The organism is Methylomarinum vadi (assembly GCF_000733935.1).
Lineage (GTDB): Bacteria > Pseudomonadota > Gammaproteobacteria > Methylococcales > Methylomonadaceae > Methylomarinum > Methylomarinum vadi.
This window is the reverse complement of sequence record NZ_JPON01000001.1, coordinates 3,067,023-3,086,265: the sequence shown is the minus strand read 5'-3', so window position 1 is coordinate 3,086,265 and position 19,243 is coordinate 3,067,023. Positions and strand designations below refer to the sequence as shown.

18 protein-coding genes and 1 pseudogene are annotated in these 19,243 nt (G+C 53.1%); 15 read left to right on the top strand and 4 right to left on the bottom strand.

Features of this window, described 5'->3' with window-relative positions:
• Nucleotides 1-21: 21 nt before the first annotated feature.
• From rph to EP25_RS0115350, 3 genes are read left to right on the top strand one after another with little or no spacing between them, the layout of a single operon-like run.
• A complete protein-coding gene (rph, locus tag EP25_RS0115360; RefSeq protein WP_031434712.1) occupies nt 22-744 on the top strand; it encodes a ribonuclease PH in 723 nt (240 codons plus the stop codon).
• On the top strand, nt 744-1,343 hold the full coding sequence (gene rdgB, locus EP25_RS0115355; RefSeq protein WP_031434711.1) for an RdgB/HAM1 family non-canonical purine NTP pyrophosphatase: 600 nt from the start codon (nt 744-746) through the stop codon (nt 1,341-1,343). Before rph ends, rdgB begins: the two co-directional genes overlap by 1 nt.
• On the top strand, nt 1,340-2,419 hold the full coding sequence (locus EP25_RS0115350; RefSeq protein ID WP_031434710.1) for a phosphotransferase enzyme family protein: 1,080 nt from the start codon (nt 1,340-1,342) through the stop codon (nt 2,417-2,419). Before rdgB ends, EP25_RS0115350 begins: the two co-directional genes overlap by 4 nt.
• Before the next feature lie 133 nt (nt 2,420-2,552).
• Here EP25_RS0115350 and uvrD read toward each other — a convergent pair whose 3' ends face one another.
• On the bottom strand, nt 2,553-4,715 hold the full coding sequence (gene uvrD / locus EP25_RS0115345; protein ID WP_031434709.1) for a DNA helicase II: 2,163 nt from the start codon (nt 4,713-4,715) through the stop codon (nt 2,553-2,555).
• A gap of 111 nt (nt 4,716-4,826) precedes the next feature.
• Between uvrD and EP25_RS0115340 the strand changes: the two genes are divergently transcribed.
• The gene (locus EP25_RS0115340; protein ID WP_031434708.1) at nt 4,827-5,075 is read left to right on the top strand and encodes a YgaP family membrane protein; all 249 of its coding nucleotides are present in this window, start codon (nt 4,827-4,829) and stop codon (nt 5,073-5,075) included.
• Nucleotides 5,076-5,246: 171 nt separating this feature from the next.
• Nucleotides 5,247-6,542 (top strand): DUF3422 family protein, encoded by a 1,296-nt coding sequence (locus EP25_RS0115335; RefSeq protein ID WP_031434707.1) that lies wholly within the window; start codon nt 5,247-5,249, stop codon nt 6,540-6,542.
• 1 nt (nt 6,543) lies between these two features.
• Here the strand turns inward: EP25_RS0115335 and EP25_RS0115330 are convergent, their stop codons facing one another.
• Entirely contained in the window at nt 6,544-6,981 is a 438-nt protein-coding gene (locus tag EP25_RS0115330) for an FxsA family protein (protein WP_031434706.1), read from the bottom strand.
• Between the two features lie 67 nt (nt 6,982-7,048).
• Between EP25_RS0115330 and cutA the strand changes: the two genes are divergently transcribed.
• From cutA to EP25_RS0115305, 5 genes are all read left to right on the top strand, one after another.
• Nucleotides 7,049-7,420, top strand: a complete 372-nt coding sequence (gene cutA, locus EP25_RS0115325) for a divalent-cation tolerance protein CutA (protein WP_235185917.1) — start codon at nt 7,049-7,051, stop codon at nt 7,418-7,420.
• Complete coding sequence (dsbD, locus tag EP25_RS0115320; protein ID WP_031434704.1) at nt 7,402-9,606, top strand: protein-disulfide reductase DsbD; 2,205 nt, start codon at nt 7,402-7,404, stop codon at nt 9,604-9,606. The genes cutA and dsbD overlap by 19 nt, the downstream gene beginning before the upstream one ends.
• Nucleotides 9,603-10,133: a TlpA family protein disulfide reductase gene (locus tag EP25_RS0115315; protein WP_031434703.1), complete on the top strand. Its 531-nt coding sequence runs from the start codon at nt 9,603-9,605 to the stop codon at nt 10,131-10,133. The genes dsbD and EP25_RS0115315 overlap by 4 nt, the downstream gene beginning before the upstream one ends.
• A gap of 90 nt (nt 10,134-10,223) precedes the next feature.
• Nucleotides 10,224-11,594, top strand: coding sequence for an L-serine ammonia-lyase (locus EP25_RS0115310; protein ID WP_031434702.1), 1,371 nt, complete (start codon nt 10,224-10,226; stop codon nt 11,592-11,594).
• Between the two features lie 144 nt (nt 11,595-11,738).
• Nucleotides 11,739-13,607: a nitrate- and nitrite sensing domain-containing protein gene (locus EP25_RS0115305; protein ID WP_084191058.1), complete on the top strand. Its 1,869-nt coding sequence runs from the start codon at nt 11,739-11,741 to the stop codon at nt 13,605-13,607.
• A 75-nt stretch (nt 13,608-13,682) separates the two neighbouring features.
• On the opposite strand, the gene tnpA (EP25_RS0115300) is transcribed toward EP25_RS0115305, so the two are convergent.
• Complete coding sequence (gene tnpA / locus EP25_RS0115300; RefSeq protein ID WP_031432165.1) at nt 13,683-14,114, bottom strand: IS200/IS605 family transposase; 432 nt, start codon at nt 14,112-14,114, stop codon at nt 13,683-13,685.
• A gap of 82 nt (nt 14,115-14,196) precedes the next feature.
• Between tnpA (EP25_RS0115300) and EP25_RS0115295 the strand changes: the two genes are divergently transcribed.
• Entirely contained in the window at nt 14,197-16,080 is a 1,884-nt protein-coding gene (locus tag EP25_RS0115295) for a putative bifunctional diguanylate cyclase/phosphodiesterase (protein WP_268745442.1), read from the top strand.
• A 75-nt stretch (nt 16,081-16,155) separates the two neighbouring features.
• Here the strand turns inward: EP25_RS0115295 and tnpA (EP25_RS0115285) are convergent.
• Nucleotides 16,156-16,587: pseudogene (tnpA, locus tag EP25_RS0115285) on the bottom strand (IS200/IS605 family transposase).
• Nucleotides 16,588-16,717: 130 nt separating this feature from the next.
• Between tnpA (EP25_RS0115285) and EP25_RS24065 the strand changes: the two are divergent.
• The 4 genes from EP25_RS24065 (at nt 16,718) to accC (ending at nt 19,233) form a co-directional block, all read left to right on the top strand.
• Entirely contained in the window at nt 16,718-16,840 is a 123-nt protein-coding gene (locus tag EP25_RS24065) for a hypothetical protein (RefSeq protein ID WP_268745416.1), read from the top strand.
• Between the two features lie 128 nt (nt 16,841-16,968).
• The gene (gene aroQ / locus EP25_RS0115275) at nt 16,969-17,415 is read left to right on the top strand and encodes a type II 3-dehydroquinate dehydratase (RefSeq protein ID WP_031434699.1); all 447 of its coding nucleotides are present in this window, start codon (nt 16,969-16,971) and stop codon (nt 17,413-17,415) included.
• 4 nt (nt 17,416-17,419) lie between these two features.
• On the top strand, nt 17,420-17,869 hold the full coding sequence (gene accB / locus EP25_RS0115270; protein WP_031434698.1) for an acetyl-CoA carboxylase biotin carboxyl carrier protein: 450 nt from the start codon (nt 17,420-17,422) through the stop codon (nt 17,867-17,869).
• Nucleotides 17,870-17,886: 17 nt separating this feature from the next.
• The gene (gene accC / locus EP25_RS0115265) at nt 17,887-19,233 is read left to right on the top strand and encodes an acetyl-CoA carboxylase biotin carboxylase subunit (protein WP_031434697.1); all 1,347 of its coding nucleotides are present in this window, start codon (nt 17,887-17,889) and stop codon (nt 19,231-19,233) included.
• Nucleotides 19,234-19,243 lie beyond the last annotated feature (10 nt).

Sequence of the window (19,243 nt, the reverse complement as noted above, 5' to 3'; positions counted from 1 at the left end):
TTTAATTTTGCCGAGAACACTATGAGACCAAGCGGACGCAACCCAGACCAATTACGAGAAATTCGATTTACCTGCAACTATACCAAGCATGCGGAAGGCTCTGTTCTGGTTGAGTTTGGCGACACCCGTGTCCTGTGCACGGCCAGCGTGGAGAATCGCGTGCCGTTCTTCCTGAAAGGCAAGGGCGAAGGCTGGATTACCGCCGAATACGGCATGCTGCCCAGGTCGACCCACGAACGCATGCAACGCGAGGCCGGCCGAGGCAAGCAAGGCGGCCGCACCATGGAAATTCAGCGTCTCATCGGTCGTTCGTTGAGGGCCGCAGCGGATCTGAAGGCGCTGGGCGAAAACACCATCACGGTCGATTGCGACGTTATCCAGGCCGACGGCGGAACCCGAACCGCATCCATAACCGGCGGTTTCGTGGCACTGTCGATCGCCATCCAGCATTTGCTGGATAAAAACAAAATTAAGAAAAACCCATTACACGGCCAAGTCGCATCGGTATCGGTCGGCATCTACGACGGCGTGCCGGTACTGGACCTCGATTACGCTGAGGACAGCAATGCCGAAACCGATATGAACGTGGTCATGAACGAAGCCGGCGCTTTCATCGAAATTCAAGGCACCGCGGAAGGTCATGCCTTCAGACGGGACGAACTGGATAACATGCTGGGCCTGGCCGAGCAAGGCATCCATTCATTGTTGGAAAAACAACGCGAAGCACTGGACAGCGTCAAATAATGTTCGACAAGCATCAGCAAATCGTCCTGGCCAGCAATAACCAAGGTAAGATCAGGGAAATTCAGGCCATTCTGAAAAACCATCCCATCCTGCCGCAATCGCAATTCAACGTCGCCGAGGCCGAGGAAACCGGTTCCACCTTTATCGAGAACGCCATCATCAAGGCCCGTAATGCCGCCCTGCATGCCAAGGCGCCGGCCATCGCCGACGATTCCGGTATCGTGGTGGACGCGCTGAACGGCGCGCCGGGCGTCATTTCCGCGCGCTATGCCGGCGTCGGCGCTTCCGACCAGGACAATTTGTTGAAATTGCTGCAGGATCTCGAAGGCGTGCCGGAGCAGCAACGCACGGCCCGTTTTGTCTGCGTCATCGTGTTCATGGAACACGCCGACGACCCGACACCGATAGTCGCCCAAGGCTTCTGGGAAGGACGCATCCTACAAGCGCCTTGTGGCGAAAACGGTTTTGGTTACGATCCAGTCTTTTGGGTGCCGGATTACCACTGTTCCTCCGCGCAATTGGCGCCGGAAGTCAAAAACGCCATTAGCCATCGCGGCAAGGCGCTGCAAAGTCTGACACAACTGATGCAAGCGCGGTGAATGAACGGCTAACCGATATTGCCCGGCAATTTAGCGGCAACCGTCGGATTACTAACCTGGCACCGTTGGGCAACGGCCTGATCAACGACACATTCCTGGTCACGGCGGAGGATTTCCACTTCGTTCTGCAATGCATCAATGAACAGGTTTTCCCAAAACCCGTCCAGGTCATGGAAAATCTGCAACAGCTTACTCGCCATGTCCAGGCGAAACAGCAAACAGCCGTCTGCTTGCAAATACCCGCCCTGCTCAAGACGACATCGGCAAACAGTTTCCATATCGACCCCATAGGTCGTTATTGGCGCGCTTGGCAACTGGTCGAAAAGAGTGAAAGCCGGGAAAACATCAGCAGGATTACCGAAGCCGAACAGGCCGGTTTCGCCTTGGGCCATTTCCATCGCCTCGTCAGCGATCTCGCCCCGGAAACTTTGCACGACACCTTACCGGGCTTTCATATCACTCCAAACTACCTGCGAACTTATCACCGTATCAGCGTTCAGTCGACGGTGCGTTGCGAACTCGACGAATTCGCTTATTGCCGGCATGTTATCGCCGCGTATAAGGAAAAAGCGGGCGTCCTGGAACAAGCCAGACAGCACGGCAGATTGCGGGAACGCATCATCCACGGCGACCCCAAATTGAATAATTTCCTGTTTGCCGAAAATTCCGACCGCATCGTCAGCCTGATCGATTTGGATACCGTCAAGCCGGGATTGGTGCATTACGATATCGGCGACTGCCTGCGCTCCTGCTGCCATCGCAAACAAGATAACCGTTTCGACCTGGAAGTCTGCGCAGCGATCCTACGCCATTATCTCGCGGAAGCGGGGCATTTTTTCGATCGCGCCGATTATGATTATTTGTATGCCGCCATCGAATTGATTCCATTTGAACTGGGCCTGCGCTTTTTCACCGATTTCCTGAACGGCGACCGCTACTTCAAGACCAGCCAGCCAACCCAGAACCTGCTGCGCGCCGCCGAGCAGTTCCGGCTATGCGAGGATATTCGTCGGCAACGCCGGACCATCGAAGACATCATCCGGCAATTAGCTGCCTGCCAAAGCATTCGTTCCTAATCGCGAATTAGCACAGCTGCACGCTGTCCGGCATCGAAGAACTGGTCGCCGACCGGCGAATCGCCATGTAAAAACCACTCGCTTGGCGATAGCAAAAAGGTAACGGCAATACACAAACGTCATGCACCCTTGATTACAACACCTCCAATTTGGCATAGGACAACATCAGCCATTTCAAGCCGACATCATGGAAATTGATCTGCACCCGTTCCTGGGCGCCCTCTCCTTCCATCTGCAATACGACGCCCTCGCCGAACTTGGCATGCCTGACGCGCTGGCCGAGTTTGAACGTGCCGGTTTGTAGCGACGAGACGGTCGCGACAGACGAGGTTACCAGCCGACTGACGTTGGCGCGCATGCGGATTTCCTGGATATATTCGACCGGAATCTCGCGAATGAAGCGCGATTGTCGGGGATAATTTTCCTTGCCGTACAAACGCCTGGATTCGGCATGAGTCAAATACAGATGCTCCATTGCGCGGGTGATGCCGACATAACACAGCCGGCGTTCCTCCTCCAACCGGCCGGGGTCCTCCAGCGATTGTTGCGACGGAAACAAGCCCTCCTCCATGCCGACCAAGAACACCAGCTTGAACTCCAAGCCCTTGGCCGAATGCAACGTCATCAACTGCACGCAATCCTCGTAGGCATCGCCCTGCATCTCACCGGCTTCCAGCGCGGCATGGGCCAAGAACATATCCAGCTCGCTCAGATTTTCCTCGTTGTCTTCCTCGTAATCGAACATGCGCGCGGCATTGACCAATTCCTCCAGGTTCTCGACCCGCGCCTCGCCCTTATCGCCTTTTTCCTTTTTATACAGTTCGATCAGGCCGCTTTTTTCCACGACCCATTTGACCTTTTCGAACAACTCCTGTTCTTCGGCATCTTGCTCCAGTTGCGCGACCAAGTTCATGAAGCCTTTCAAGGCATTAGTCGCGCGAGCCGATAATTGGCCATGGGCGATCGAATCCAGCGCCGCCTGCCATAGCGATATTCCCTGCCCCCTGGCCAACAAGCGAATGTCCTCGATCGTCTTCGCGCCGATACCGCGCGCCGGTGTGTTGACGACGCGTTCGAACGAGGCATCGTCATGGCGGTTGGAGATCAAGCGCAAATAGGCCAAGGCATTCTTGATTTCCATGCGCTCGAAAAAGCGCAGACCGCCGTAAACCCGATAAGGCGTTCCGGTGCTCATCAGTTTTTCCTCGAACTGGCGGGACTGGGCATTGGAGCGGTAAAGTATCGCCACATCGCTGCGCATGCCGCCGTCGTTGACCCACTGGCGGATCTTTTCGACCACGAAATAGGCTTCGTCCTGTTCGTTGAAGGCCGTATACAGCGAGATCAACTCACCGTCGCCGGAATCGGTCCATAACTCCTTGCCCATGCGGCCGTCGTTGTTGGCGATTAAACTATTGGCCGCCTTCAGGATATGGCCGGTGGAGCGGTAATTTTGTTCCAGGCGCACGACCTTATGATTGGGATAATGCTGCTGGAAATTGTAGATATTTTCAATCTTGGCACCGCGCCAGCCATAGATGGATTGGTCGTCGTCGCCGACCACGAACAGGTTGTCCCGCCCTTCGGTCAACAAGCGCAGCCAGGCATACTGGATCGTATTGGTATCCTGAAACTCGTCGACATGAACGAAACGAAAGCGGCGCTGATAAAACTCCAACACGTCCTCGTTGTCGCGCAACAATTCGTGGGCCCGCAGCAGCAATTCGGCGAAATCGACCAGACCGGAACGCTCGCAGATTTCCTCATAGGCTTTATAGATGGCCACCATCTGGCGCTGGAAGAAATCGCCGGTCTCGACCATATGCCTGGCGCGGATGCCTTCGTCTTTCTGCGCATTGATGAACCACTGCACTTGCTTGGGCGGCCATTTGGCCTCGTCCAGATTAAGATTTCTGATCAGCCGTTTGATCAAGCGCAGCTGATCGTCCGAGTCCATCACCTGAAAGCTTTCCGGCAATTTCGCCTGTTTGGCGTGCCGTCTGAGCAAGCGGTGCGCCAGGCCGTGAAAGGTGCCGATCCACATCGAGCGCGCGGAAATATTCAGCAATTCCTCGATCCGGCCGCGCATTTCCGTCGCCGCCTTGTTGGTGAAGGTCACGGCCAGAATATTGTGCGGAGACACGCCGTCCACTTGTATATGCCAGGCGATCCGGTGCACCAGCACCCGCGTCTTACCGCTGCCGGCGCCGGCCAAAACCAGCAGGGATTGCGGCGGCGAGGAGACCGCGATGCGTTGCGCGTCGTTTAAGGAATTGATTATTGAGCTAATTTCCATCTTTTATCACTTGCACATTTCTAGGAGCTGTGTATATTTGCCTCTCTTACGGAAAAATAATGCCTTTAATCGGGACTGGATAACAATAACGACACACAGAGGGTTTTAAAGATGAGCTTTGATGTAAAACGCATGATTAAATTTGAACATAACGTCGGCGAAAAAGAAAAAAAATATCGCATGGCGGCTGGCGCGGCGTTGGTACTAATCTCCTTATTCACAGCTAGTATCATCTTATTGGTTTTGGGCGTCATTCTGATTGCCACCGGTTATTCCGGCTGGTGCCCCGCCTATTCCGGCATGAATAAAAGCACCGTGGAAGAAGGTGAAAAACCCTCTGGCGATAATGCCGAAAGTTAAGCGTTAATTCTCTTACGAGTCCATGTCGTTATTATACCCGGACATGGACTCGATTAGGTGGTTCATTTATGCGGCGAGCGGCCCGGCTAAAAATCCCCCGTACCGACGCTCTCTTCAACCGCCTTTTTACGGACATAAACATTTCAATCGAATACCTTACACATCGGACCTGTGCCAACACTATTCCCACTTCCTGACAATCACCCGCAACGGTTTCAGTTGCACAATGAAGTCCATGCCCGTTCCTCGGTCGTTCTCGACCTGCCGGTCACGGCCTCGCATCTGGCCTTGATGCTGAATAGCGAGGAAAAAAAACTGGACCGCCAGCACTTGTTGGCATTGTGCGAGCGCTTCGGCATGGCGCCGCCGAAACAGGACGCTAACCATTTCACCGCCCGCTTCGATAACTTTCAGCTTCGTTGGGAGCAGCATAGCGAGTTTTCGACCTATACGTTTTACGTCAACAAAATTTCCGACGACCCATTCGGGAAACCGGCGTTGAAAAATGCCCCGGTCGACTGGATGGCGAAGTTATCGGGCAAGGTCATCGTCGCCGCCCATGCCTCGATCATTCCAGCCACGCCAAGCAGCGGCAACATCGAATCATTGTCCGGCCATTTCGCCGGCAATGCGCTGGTCGGTGCCGAAGTCAGCGGCGGGGCTGCCAAGGCCTACACCGATTTCAGAATCCATGTCGACGGTTTCAGCCGTTTTCTGATCGTTAACGACCACCTGAAAAAAGCGCAGGCCGGCCGCCTGTTGCAGCGCCTGTTCGAAATCGAGGATTATCGGGTCATGGCCCTGCTGGCCTTTCCGATCGCCCGCAAGCTGACGCCGGCATTGATTAAAGCCGACCGGCAATTGAAGGAAATTACCGCGGAAATGGCCGAGGCGGGTTGCAACGACGGGAAATTGCTGGATGAATTGACTACCTTGGCGGCCGAGGTAGAAAATCACATTTCCAGCAATCATTATCGCTTCAGCGCCGCCAATGCCTATTACAACCTGGTCAGCCAGCGTATCGAGGAATTGCGCGAAGTCAGAATCCAAGGCTTGCAGACCTTCAGCGAATTCATGAGCCGGCGCCTGGAGCCCGCCATCAATACCTGTCAATCTACCGCCAAACGCTTCACGCTGTTATCCGAAAGGATCAGCAATGCCGGCGAATTGCTCCGCACCCGGGTCGACATCTCGATCGAGCGGCAAAACCAGGATTTGCTGAAATCGATGAACACCCATGCCAAAATGCAATTTCGCTTACAGGGCACCGTGGAAGGCGTTTCCATTTTCGCGATCACCAGTTATGCGGTCAGCCTGATCGGTTCGATCGCCAAAGCGATGAAATCGACCGGGTGGGACATCAACCCGCCATTAATCATCGGGATTTCGATTCCCTTTGTGCTAACCCTAGTCGCGATCGGCGTGCGGCGGATTCATAAGTTGATTCAAAAAATAGACGAGAACTGAGTCAGTCTTCCTTGGTGTACTCGCCCTCGATGACATCATGCGGCGGCCTTCTGGTAAAGGGGGATCCGTTGGCACTGACGATCAGGTGGTGCTCGATGACATATTGCGCGATTTTCCGCCGCAATTGCGGAACCAGGCAGGCAAAGCCCAGCGCGTCGGTAAAAAAACCGGGCGTCAACAACAGGGCGCCGCCGACCAACAGAAGCGGTCCCTCAATCATTTCATAGGCCGGTATCGCGCCTTGATTGAGGCTGTCCTGGAACCGCCGCCAGGTCGCCAGACCTTGGCGCCGCAATAACCAAGCGCCGAGAACGGCGGTAAACACCACCATGAAGATGGTCGGAAACGGGCCGATCAAGCCGCCGATTTGCAGCAACAGATAAATTTCTACGAACGGCACGATCAGAAAAAACAGGAATATTATTTGTACGACTTTCATTAAAATAACCGGTAAAAGAGTAATACATTGCCGGAACGAGTATTTCCGTCGGCATTGATTTAATAGTATGGGCATCCCTGCCGAATTTCCACCACTATCTGACAAAGGGTTACTTTTTAACATGCATCAAATCATTTTCTGCACCTGCCCAGACCGTGAAACGGCGGAAAAAATCGCCCGCCATCTCGTCCAATCGAACCATGCGGCCTGCATCAATATCCTGCCTACGGTGACCTCTGTTTTTCAATGGAAGAATGCTATCGAAATGGAGCAGGAATTGTTGCTGCTGATCAAGACCCGCGCCGATCACTTTGCTGCAGTCGAGGAACAAATCAAATCCCTGCATCCGTATGAACTTCCGGAAATCATCGCGGTCTCAATCGACCGCGGACTTCCCGATTACCTGAAATGGATTGACTCATGCCTCGTTACCCGATAATCGTTCTTTTTTTACTGACCTTTTTCAGCCAACAAAGTGCCGCCATCAGTCCCGAGGAATTATTGCCCCCGCAGCAGGCGTTCAAACTGTCGGCCAAGGCGGTTGCCAAGGACAAGATCGAAATAACCTGGGACATCCACGACGGCTACTATCTGTACCGCAAAAAGCTGGGGTTCGAATCCCAAACGGCAACTATCGCAGCCGGGCAACCCGAACTGCCGGACGGCAAGATCAAGCATGACGATTTTTTCGGCGATGTCGAAATTTACCGCGGCCAGTTGCGAGTCATGCTGCCGTTGACCGGTGCCGCGCAACAACAACGCCTGCAACTATTGGTCAAATATCAGGGCTGCGCCGATATCGGCGTCTGTTATCCGCCGCAAAAAACGACGCTGGACATCGACCTACCGCAAGCGGCCGACAACGGCGGTACGGTCGGCGATTTGCTGAAAGGCTTGACCGGCGGCCTCAAGCTCAATCTGTTCGAGGACGAATTGCTGCCGGCCGAGCAGGCCTTCCAGTTCTTCGCCAGCGTCAAGAACGCCCATACCCTGCATGTCAATTGGGTCGTCGCCGACGGCTACTATTTGTACCGCGACAAGATCGGCTTCAACCTAAATGGCGCTAGCGCGACACGACTCGGCGAGTACCACATTCCACGCGGCGAACCTTACCACGACGAAGAGTTCGGGCAAGTGGAAATTTTTCACGGCGAATTGAGTTTCGATATTCCCTTGATACGCCAGGACAAGGCCGCCCAAATCCTACAATTGACGGCCAAATATCAAGGCTGCGCCGACCGCGGCGTCTGTTATCCGCCCATGCAATCGATCGTCGATTTGGCGCTGCCGATCGCACAAACATTGGCCAGCCCGGCAACCCCGCCATTGTCGGAACAGGACCGAATCGTCAATTCATTGCAACAGGATACGCTGTGGCTGACCCTGCTCAGTTTCTTCGGCTTCGGCCTGTTGCTCTCGTTCACGCCCTGCGTTTTTCCGATGATTCCGATCCTATCCGGCATCATCGTCGGTCATGGCAAGGAGATGACCACGCGCAAAGCCTTCATGCTGTCGTTCAGCTATGTATTGGCCTCGGCGCTGACTTACACCGCGTTCGGCGTCCTCGCCGCGTTGTTCGGCAGCAATCTCCAGGCCATCTTTCAGGAACCCTGGGTGATCGCCGTATTCAGCGGCATCTTCATCCTGTTGTCGTTGTCGATGTTCGGATTCTATGACCTGGAAATGCCGCAATCACTGCAGAACCGCCTGCACCATTCCAGCGACAAACATCGCGATGGTTCTTACCTGGGCGCCTTCATCATGGGCTCGCTGTCGTCCTTGATCGTCGGCCCCTGCGTGGCCGCGCCATTGGCTGCGGCACTGGTCTATATCGGCCAAACCGGCGATGTGTTGTTGGGCGGATCGGCCTTGTTCGTGTTAGGTATGGGCATGGGCACCCCCTTGTTGCTGATCGGCGCCTCGGCCGGGAAACTGCTGCCCAAGGCCGGCGGTTGGCTCAATTCGACCAAGGCGGTATTCGGCGTCATCATGCTGGCGGTCGCGGTGTGGATGCTGGACCGTATTGTGCCGGCACCGGTCACGATGTTGCTGTGGGCTTCTTTACTGATCGTACCGGCCATTTATTTGAGCGCCATCGATCCGTTGCCGCAGGAAGCCTCGAACTGGCGCCGGTTGTGGAAAGGCTTGGGCTTGATCATGCTCGTCTACGGCGTGCTGCTGTTGATCGGCGTCAGCGCCGGCAACAATAATCCCTTGCAACCCTTGAAAGGACTGGCCGCCAACACTGCCACAGCCAGCGAAGAAAGCTTACGCTTCACCCGCATCAAAACGGTGGCCGAACTGGACAGGCATATTCAACAAGCCAGCGCCAACGGCCAATTGGTGATGCTGGATTTTTATGCCGACTGGTGCATTTCCTGCAAGGAAATGGAAGCCTATACCTTTACCGATCCTGGCGTTCAGCAACAACTGGCGAACTTCGTGCTGCTGCAGGCCGATGTCACGGCCAACGACCAAGACGACCAGGCCTTGCTGCGGCGTTTCAACCTGATCGGCCCGCCGGGAATCATTTTCTTCGGCACCGACCGCCAGGAACTGGCCCACGCCCGGGTTATCGGTTATCAGGATGCCACCATCTTCAGCCAAACCATTCGCCAGTTATGAAACAAAACCTTATGATTCTGCTAGCGGCTTTGCTTGCCTTGACCGGCGGCATAATGCTGCAAAAGTTCACCGCTTCGCCTGCCCAGCTGCAAGCCAAGCCCCGGCTGGACATCAAACTGCCCGATGTAAAGGGTAAGATGCGCGACATCAACGAGTGGCGAGGAAAGATTCTGATCATCAATTTTTGGGCCACCTGGTGCCCTCCTTGCCTGAAGGAAATACCGGAATTCGTCAAACTACAAACAGAGCTGACGTCTAAGAACGTCCAGTTCATCGGCATCGCGATCGAGGAACAAGAGCCGGTCGCGGAATTCCTCGCGTCCCATTCGGTCAATTATCCGATGTTAATCGGCGGCGATGCCGGCATCGCGTTGTCGCAACAACTGGGCAATATCGTCGGCGCCGTACCGTTCACGGTCATCGTCAACCCAACAGGGCAAATCGTTCACAGACATCCCGGGGAATTGAGCAAAAATCGATTGCTTGAGTTATTATCTCCTCTAATCGATCAAGCTCAGACGCACTGACTTCTGATGCATTCGTAAAGCGGCAAATGACAAAACCTGCATGAATCAACGGACCAGGACGCAAACAGATTTTCCCGAAAGGTGATCTTCATGGCCATCAGTGTCTTCGATATTTTTAAAATCGGCATCGGCCCTTCCAGCTCGCACACGGTCGGGCCGATGCGGGCGGCGCGGCTATTCGCCGAACTCTTACTGCAGGAATATGGCGCAGAAGAGATCACCCGCTTGCGGATCGAGCTATTCGGCTCCCTCGGTGCGACCGGCAAGGGCCACGGCACCGACAAGGCCGTCTTGCTAGGTTTGCAAGGCGAACTGCCCGACCAAATCGATCCCGATACGATTCCCGACAAGCTCGACGCCATCCGCCAGCATAAACAACTGTTGCTGTTGAACCGGCTCCCGGTCGCCTTCAAGGAAAGCCGGGATTTGATTTTTCGCCTGGAAGCCTTGCCTTTCCATGCCAACGGCATGCGTTTCAGCGCCTTTTCCGGTTACCGGCTGTTGGCGGCGAAAGAATATTATTCGACCGGCGGCGGCTTCATTACGACCGGCGAGGAAGACCCGCAACAAAACGATAACGACGAAGATAATTGCCTACCCTATCCGTTCAACACTTCCGATGAATTGCTGAAACTTTGCATGCTGCACAAATGTTCCATCAGCACGATCATGCTCAACAATGAAAAAGCCTGGCTCAGCGAGGGGGAAATCCGCCAGGGCTTATTGAACATCTGGTCGGTCATGCAAGCTTGCGCCCAACGCGGCATCACCCAGGAAGGCATTCTGCCCGGCGGCTTGAATGTCAAACGCCGGGCGGCCGACCTATACAAGCAACTGCACTATGAACAACAACGCACCGAAGCCCCGTTGAACCAGCTGGATTGGGTGGATATGTATGCGATCGCCGTCAATGAGGAAAATGCCGCCGGCGGCCGGGTCGTGACCGCCCCGACCAACGGCGCGGCCGGTATCATACCGGCGGTGCTGCACTACTACATGCGCTTTTGCCGCAACGCCAATGAAGAGGGCGTGATCCGTTTTTTATTGACCGCCGGCGCCCTAGCCATCCTCTACAAGAAAAATGCCTCGATTTCCGGCGCCGAGGTAGGCTGCCAGGGCGAGGTCGGCGTCGCTTGCTCGATGGCCGCCGGCGCCTTGGCGGAAGTGATGGGCGGCAGCCCGGAACAGGTCGAAAACGCCGCCGAAATCGGCATGGAGCACAATCTCGGCCTGACCTGCGACCCGATCGGAGGCCTGGTGCAGATTCCCTGTATCGAACGCAATGCGATGGGCGCCGTCAAGGCCATCAATGCCGCGCGCATGGCCCTCCGTGGCAGCGGCACGCATCTGGTTTCTTTGGACAAGGTCATCAAAACCATGCGCGAAACCGGCGCCGACATGCAGAGCAAATACAAGGAAACCTCGCAAGGCGGCCTGGCGGTCAATGTCACCGAGTGCTGACCGGGTTCCCAACGGTTTCCACTCTCTTCCACCTCTCATTTTTGTCTTCGAACTCGCAATAAAGACAATACAATCTGTTTTTGATGTAAGCTTAGGCTTATATTTACGTAAGAAACAATCATTGTTGCCATTGCATCATTACTCATGAGGCTCTTCCCTGCCTTCCACAACCTGAGGATACTCAGCAAGCTGCGCCTTTATTTGGCTATTCCCCTACTCGGATTGCTTTTTTTTGCCGCCAGCGAACTCACCGATGATTATCAACGCTGGTCGAACGCCACTGCCTCTCGCGGCTTTTTAACCATGGGCACAACGCTATCATCCCTGGCCAGACAATTACAACAGGAACGGGGATTGAGCACTAAATTTCTGGCAGGCGATAACCACGTCGCCAACCAACTGCAACAGCAACGCATCAAGGTTGATCGGCTCATCGATAGGTTCAGGAGAGAAATCAGTCATCCCCCCCATGTTCACCTGCAGGATTTTCCTCGGGAATCCGAAAGGCTTGTCTCGTTGTTTAACAAGATCGCCTCCGTACGCGAAGACATAGATTCGGGGCAGTCCAGCATTTATTTCAGTGAGGTCATCGACCATATCCTGGAAATGATCTTGCAAATGCAGTTGGTTTCCGCAAACCTCGATATTGCCCAAATCGCTCGCTGTTACAATGCCTTGCAATGGTTGAAGGAAAATGCCGCGCTGGAACAGAGCGCTTTGTACAAATTACTTGCCGGCAAAAACTTCACCGCCTTGATCTATTCCGATCTGAATGCCCACATCGCCGCGCAAGATGCCTATTTGAACAAATTCCTAAAAATTGCCCCAGCTGCCTATCGAGATCTATTACAAAACCGGTTGAATGCCTCAGTTATCGGCGATTTCATGGATTTTCGCGGCGCCATTCTGCATAAGGCGGAAAAAAGCCTGGCGCTCAACGAACTGCAAATCATGATCGGCTATGGCGGCCTGATTCATCATTTCAAAAACTACGTTATTCGTGGCGACCTACACTATTTAAAACGATTTAAACGAATCCATAGCGAGGCGCACAACATTATCGCTAAGTACCGCAGTTTGCCCAATATTACCGCCAAGGAAAAGCATAACCTGGATGTCATCGAAAATACCTTCGCCACCTACGCAAACCATCTTTCCACGATACAGCGCATGCGGGAAGAAGGGCAACCGATCACGGCAATCGATGCCAGAGTCAGGGTCGACGACAATCCCGCGCTGAATGCCATTAACGAATTAAGCCTGCTAACCGGCCAATTCGACGCTCAACAGTGGTGGAAGTTGGCCGCGGCAAGAATTGATTTGCTTGAGAGCGTTATCGCCACGGTAGAAACCGAACTACGTCAACAAACCGAGCGCAATCAACTACTGACCGCCAGTAAATTTATCGGTAATTTCACCCTGACCCTTTCCATTTTCTTCGTCACTGTGCTATTGGGCAAACGCTTGAAGCGGCGCCTGGTCGGTGAAATTGTCGGCATTGCCGAAAAAATGCACGAGATTGCCAACAACCACCACGATCAAACGCTGATTGTCGAGGGTAGCGATGAAATCAGCGATATGGCGGAAGCCTTCAATCATTTGCTGGCGAACCTTAGAGAAACCAACCAAAAACTACGCCGCTCGGAAGCCAGATACCGCCTGATCAGCTCACTATTGCCACAACAAATCTGGACCGCCACCCCCGACGGCAATGTTGATTTCGTCAATCAGCGGGCTCTGGATTACTTCGGGCTTCCCGAGGAACAAATACTGAAAGAGGGATGGCCTCGAGTGATACATCCGGATGATTTGGCACAGACACTCGAATTATGGAGCCATTCTTTACAAACCGGCGCTGAATTTGAAACCGAATTTCGTCTCAAACATCATAATGGTTCCTATCGTTGGCATCTGGTCCGGGCAATTCCGCAACATGATGAAAATGACAGCATCAGCAAATGGTTCGGCTCCAATACCGATATTTCCGAGCGCAAGCGGTCCGAGGAGCACTAAACAACCACCCGCTCAAGCGGGTGGGTTCCAATAACGGACTGAAAGTCCGGATACGCGTCGACTAAACGACGCGTCTTAGTCGGGCTCCATCTTGAAATTATCGTTTGGATTAGGTTCAAAGTGATGCTCCAAATATTGCTTTATCATCTCATCAGTCATTTGCCCCACTGTGGCGCAAAAATAACCGCGGGCCCAAAAATGTCGACCCCAATATCGCTTTTTCAAGTGCGGGAACTCTTCGAACAGATAGCTCGAAGTTCGTCCCTTGATTCGCCTCATGATTTCGCTTGGGGCCATAGTCGGCGGCGCACTCACCAAAATGTGCACATGATCTTTGCTCACGACACCTTTGATAATCCGTATCTCAAAGGCTTCGCATGTCTGCCGCACCAAGTCTCTCACTCGTTCGGCTATTTCATCCTTCAGCACTTTATAACGATACTTCGTAACCCAAACAAAATGATACTCAATTTGGTAAACCGTATGGCTGCCGTATCTATAGTCCATCGCCACCTCCTTGGGCAAATTATCGCAGCTAAAGCTGACCGGCTAAAGCCGGTGGTTTAAACCTTATGATGGATAATTAAAACTGGCGGCCAAGGTTTTCAGTCATGCGCACGAAGGCATCATGATCACCGACACCCGCCCCGCGATCATAAACGTCAATCCGGTATTCAGCGAAATCACCGGCTACAGCGCCGAAGAAGTCATCGGCAAAAACCCCAATATTCTCAGATCCAACAAGCAATCCCAGGAATTTTACGCAAACATGTGGAAATCGATTCTGGAAACGGGGCATTGGCAAGGGGAAATCTGGAACCGAAAAAAAGACGGTACACTGTATGCGGAACTGCTGACGATTTCTTCGGTTTATGACGATGAAGGCAAGGTACAAAACTATATCAGCCTATTCTCAGACATCACTCAACTCAAATACCAGCAACAAGCGCTGGAACAAATGGCTCACTTTGATGTACTGACCCGCCTGCCCAACCGGACCCTTTTCGCCGACCGCTTTCATCAGGCCATTGCCCGCTGTAAACGCAACAAATCCCTGTTGGCCATTGTTTTTCTCGACCTGGATGGCTTCAAACCGATTAATGATCGCTATGGCCATGAAAGCGGCGACAAAGTCTTGATCGAAGTAGCGAAACGCATTAAACACGCCATTCGCGACGAGGACACCGCATCACGCCTGGGTGGCGATGAATTCGCCTTGCTCTTGACCGGTATCGTTTCCCAGGACCAATGCAAACAAATTTTGTCCCGCATTTATCAGGCCATTTCTCGCCCCTATTCGTTGGACGATCAAACATTGGCACTGGGGGTCAGTGGTGGCGTAACACTTTATCCCCTGGACGACGGCGATCCCGACACCTTGCTACGGCACGCCGACCACGCCATGTATCAGGCCAAAATGGCAGGCAAAAACCGCTATCATTTTTTCGATACCGGCGCGGTACAACAATTGGCGCATAAACACCGGCAATTACAAAACATCGAAAAAGCATTCGAACAACAGGAATTCTGTCTTTATTTTCAACCGAAAATCGATATGAGAAACGGCCGCGTTTTCGGCGCGGAGGCATTATTACGTTGGCGGCATCCACAAAAGGGCATGCTGCAACCTGCCGCTTTTTTGCCGATCATCGAAGGTAGCCACCTGGAGTGCCAAGTCGGGCAATGGGTCATCGAAACCGCCATCGACCAACTGGATCAATGGCGACAACAAGGGCTGACGCTCGAAATGAGCATCAATATTTCATCCCGGCATTTATTGGATTCGGACTTCATTACCCAGTTCCAGGAAATACTCAGCAATTATCCCACCATCAGCCCTGAAAATGTGCAATTGGAAATTCTGGAAAACAGCGCATTGGGCGATCTGAACCTGGTCAATAAAGTCATCAAGACCTTGTCCGAGACGCTGCACGTCAGTACCGCCCTCGATGATTTCGGTACCGGTTACTCCTCGCTGACCCATTTACGCTATTTACCGGTCGATACGGTCAAAATCGACCAAGGCTTTGTCCGCGACATGCTGGACGACCCAAACGACTTCAGTATCATCGAAGGCGTGATCAGCTTGTCGCAGGCGCTGCACCGGCAGGTCATCGCCGAAGGCGTGGAGTCGAGCGACCACGGCCTGATGTTGCTGATGCAGGGCTGCTATCTGGCCCAAGGTTATGGCATCGCCCGCCCCATGCCAGCCGAGGAGTTACCGCAATGGCTGAGCGAATACCGCTGTCCCAAGCAATGGATAGAATTGGCCAATAAGCCATTGTCCGAACATCAGGCCGCCCTGGAACAGTTGTGGCTGACCGACAAACATTGGTTGCAGCGGTTGAAAAATTGCCTGCTGTCTTCTTCTAATACCCTACCGGATTGGCCCATCATGAATTATCATTTATGTCATTGTGGCCGCTGGCTCAAACTCGCCCAGATACACGGCGACTTCGACCCGGCTAACTAAACAACCACCCGCTCAAGCGGGTGGGTTCCAATAACGGACTGAAAGTCCGGATACGCGTCGACTAAACGACGCGTCTTAGTCGGGCTCCATCTTGAAATTATCGTTTGGATTAGGTTCAAAGTGATGCTCCAAATATTGCTTTATCATCTCATCAGTCATTTGCCCCACTGTGGCGCAAAAATAACCGCGGGCTCAAAAATGTCGACCCCAATATCGCTTTTTCAAGTGCGGGAACTCTTCGAACAGATAGCTCGAAGTTCGTCCCTTGATTCGCCTCATGATTTCGCTTGGGGCCATAGTCGGCGGCGCACTCACCAAAATGTGCACATGATCTTTGCTCACGACACCTTTGATAATCCGTATCTCAAAGGCTTCGCATGTCTGCCGCACCAAGTCTCTCACTCGTTCGGCTATTTCATCCTTCAGCACTTTATAACGATACTTCGTAACCCAAACAAAATGATACTCAATTTGGTAAACCGTATGGCTGCCGTATCTATAGTCCATCGCCACCTCCTTGGGCAAATTATCGCAGCTAAAGCTGACCGGCTAAAGCCGGTGGTTTAAACCTTATGATGGATAATTAAAGCAACTGGATACGGCCCATAAGAAACTGCATCAAATCGGTTCCACGCTAATGAATCATTATATGAACGGCGACCGCACCCTGGCCCTGGAAGGAATTGTCGAGCTGAATGACGCCTTCGCGAAACTCGAACCTATGTTGTGGCAAGCCGGCGGCCTGCGAAAAAGTCATTAAATTGCAATTAAACAGAGATAAAATTCGAGTTTTTGCCGCCATCTGATAGGAAATGACATAGATCTAGACAAAACACTGCAAATTAGGCAAAATTACCGCCCTGAGTGTTTCCGATTCGATACCTTTCAATGGCGATAATAACAATACTAAACGGCCCCAACTTAAATCTTTTAGGCGTACGCGAACCCGGACACTATGGCAGCAGGACGCTTAGGGACATACAAAACGCAGTGGAATCGCTGTCTCAAAACCTGGGCCATCGTCTCAATTTTTACCAAAATAATGCCGAACACGAAATCGTCGGGCACATACACCAAGCCATGCAGGACGGCACCGATTTTATCATTATCAATCCGGCAGCATTCACCCATACCAGTGTCGCCATTCGCGACGCATTACTGGCTACGAAAATTCCATTTATAGAAGTGCATTTATCCAACGTTCATGCACGAGAGCCGTTCAGAAAACATTCCTATCTTTCCGACATCGCCAAGGGCGTTATTTGCGGACTGGGAGCTCATGGCTATGAACTGGCTCTGCAAGCCGCTCATCAGATAATAGCAGAGAGAAACTAACATCATGGATATTAGAAAAATAAAAAAACTGATCGAAATTATCGAAGATTCCGACGTCGCCGAACTGGAAATCAGTGAAGGCGAAGAATCTGTCAGAATCAGCCGAATTTCATCCATCGCGCCGCCGCAAGTCGCAGTGTCCGCCCCGGCCGCCGCTGCTCCGGCTCCTGCGCCAGCCGCCGTTGAAGCCGCTCCGGCTGCCGCCGAAGAGAAAATCAGCGGTCATGTGGTCAAATCGCCGATGGTCGGCACCTTTTACCGCGCCGCTTCTCCAGGCGCTAAACCGTTCGTCGAGCTGGGACAAACCGTTTCGCTTGGCGAGACCCTGTGCATCATCGAAGCGATGAAAATCCTCAACCAAATCGAAGCGGACAAGAGCGGTAAGATCAAACAAATCCTGGTCGAAAATGCACAACCCGTCGAATATGACCAACCCTTATTCATTATTGAATAACGAAAAGGTGAATATACATGTTCGATAAAATTGTAATCGCCAATCGAGGCGAGATAGCATTACGCATTCTACGAGCCTGCCGGGAACTCGGCGTCAAGGCCGTTGCCGTCCATTCCGTCGCCGACCGCGACCTGAAACATGTGCGCCTGGCCGACGAAGCCGTCTGTATCGGCCCCGCCGCTTCGACCGACAGCTACCTCAATATCCCGGCCATCATCAGTGCCGCCGAAGTGACCGATGCCGAAGCGATACATCCCGGCTACGGCTTTTTATCCGAAAACGCCGACTTTGCCGAAAAAGTCAGTCAAAGCGGCTTCACTTTCATCGGCCCCAGGGCGGAAACCATTCGCATGATGGGAGACAAGATTTCCGCCAAGAAAGCCATGCGGGACGCGGGCATTCCTTGTGTTCCCGGCAACGGTGACCCGTTGGGCAATGATAACGCGGCCAATTTGAAGCTGGCGCAGGAAATCGGTTATCCGGTCATCATCAAGGCGGCCGGCGGCGGTGGCGGTCGCGGCATGCGCACCGTTCATACCGAGGCGGCGCTAATCAACTCCATCACGATGACCAAGGCCGAAGCTTCGACTGCATTCGGCAACGATACCGTGTACATGGAAAAATTCCTGGAAGATCCTCGTCATATCGAATTCCAGGTTCTGGCCGACGCCCACGGCAATGCCATTCACCTGGGTGAACGTGATTGTTCGATGCAGCGTCGCCACCAAAAAGTGGTCGAAGAAGCGCCTGCTCCCGGCATCACCCCCGAACAACGCCAACGCATGGGCGAGTTATGCGCCAAAGCCTGTATCGATATCGGCTATCTGGGCGCGGGCACGTTCGAGTTCCTGTATGAAAAAGGCGAGTTCTATTTCATTGAAATGAATACTCGCGTCCAGGTCGAACACCCTGTCACCGAGATGATCACCGGTTTCGACATCGTCAAGGAGCAATTGCGTATTGCTGCCGGCGAGCCGTTGTCGATTACCCAAGATGAGGTAATCTTCCGTGGCCATGCCATCGAATGCCGCTTGAATGCCGAAGACCCGAAAACCTTCATGCCCAGTCCGGGCACGATCGACCAATTCCACATGCCTGGCGGCCCGGGTATCCGCTGCGAAACGCATATCTACAACGGCTACAAGGTGCCGCCTTATTATGACTCGATGATCGGCAAACTGATCGCACACGGCGATGATCGGCTAAGCGCCATCGCCCGCATGCAGACCGCATTGAGCGAAATGGTCATAGACGGCATCAAGACCAATATCCCGCTACAGCAGGACATCATGGCCGACAGCGCCTTTGCTCAAGGCTGCCAAAACATTCATTACCTGGAAAAGAAACTGGGTATTACGAAATAACCGGCGGGGT

What these genes read in the sequence shown, in the direction of transcription:
- rph (WP_031434712.1), top strand. Translation starts at nt 22, where the DNA reads ATGAGACCAAGCGGACGCAACCCAGACCAATTACGAGAAATTCGATTT.
- accB (WP_031434698.1), top strand. Translation starts at nt 17,420, where the DNA reads ATGGATATTAGAAAAATAAAAAAACTGATCGAAATTATCGAAGATTCC.
- EP25_RS24065 (WP_268745416.1), top strand. Translation starts at nt 16,718, where the DNA reads ATGAATCATTATATGAACGGCGACCGCACCCTGGCCCTGGAAGGAATT.
- rdgB (WP_031434711.1), top strand. Translation starts at nt 744, where the DNA reads ATGTTCGACAAGCATCAGCAAATCGTCCTGGCCAGCAATAACCAAGGT.
- EP25_RS0115340 (WP_031434708.1), top strand. Translation starts at nt 4,827, where the DNA reads ATGAGCTTTGATGTAAAACGCATGATTAAATTTGAACATAACGTCGGC.
- cutA (WP_235185917.1), top strand. Translation starts at nt 7,049, where the DNA reads ATGGGCATCCCTGCCGAATTTCCACCACTATCTGACAAAGGGTTACTT.
- dsbD (WP_031434704.1), top strand. Translation starts at nt 7,402, where the DNA reads ATGCCTCGTTACCCGATAATCGTTCTTTTTTTACTGACCTTTTTCAGC.
- accC (WP_031434697.1), top strand. Translation starts at nt 17,887, where the DNA reads ATGTTCGATAAAATTGTAATCGCCAATCGAGGCGAGATAGCATTACGC.
- EP25_RS0115330 (WP_031434706.1), bottom strand. Translation starts at nt 6,981, where the DNA reads ATGAAAGTCGTACAAATAATATTCCTGTTTTTTCTGATCGTGCCGTTC.
- tnpA (WP_031432165.1), bottom strand. Translation starts at nt 14,114, where the DNA reads ATGGACTATAGATACGGCAGCCATACGGTTTACCAAATTGAGTATCAT.
- EP25_RS0115305 (WP_084191058.1), top strand. Translation starts at nt 11,739, where the DNA reads ATGAGGCTCTTCCCTGCCTTCCACAACCTGAGGATACTCAGCAAGCTG.
- EP25_RS0115310 (WP_031434702.1), top strand. Translation starts at nt 10,224, where the DNA reads ATGGCCATCAGTGTCTTCGATATTTTTAAAATCGGCATCGGCCCTTCC.
- aroQ (WP_031434699.1), top strand. Translation starts at nt 16,969, where the DNA reads ATGGCGATAATAACAATACTAAACGGCCCCAACTTAAATCTTTTAGGC.
- EP25_RS0115315 (WP_031434703.1), top strand. Translation starts at nt 9,603, where the DNA reads ATGAAACAAAACCTTATGATTCTGCTAGCGGCTTTGCTTGCCTTGACC.
- uvrD (WP_031434709.1), bottom strand. Translation starts at nt 4,715, where the DNA reads ATGGAAATTAGCTCAATAATCAATTCCTTAAACGACGCGCAACGCATC.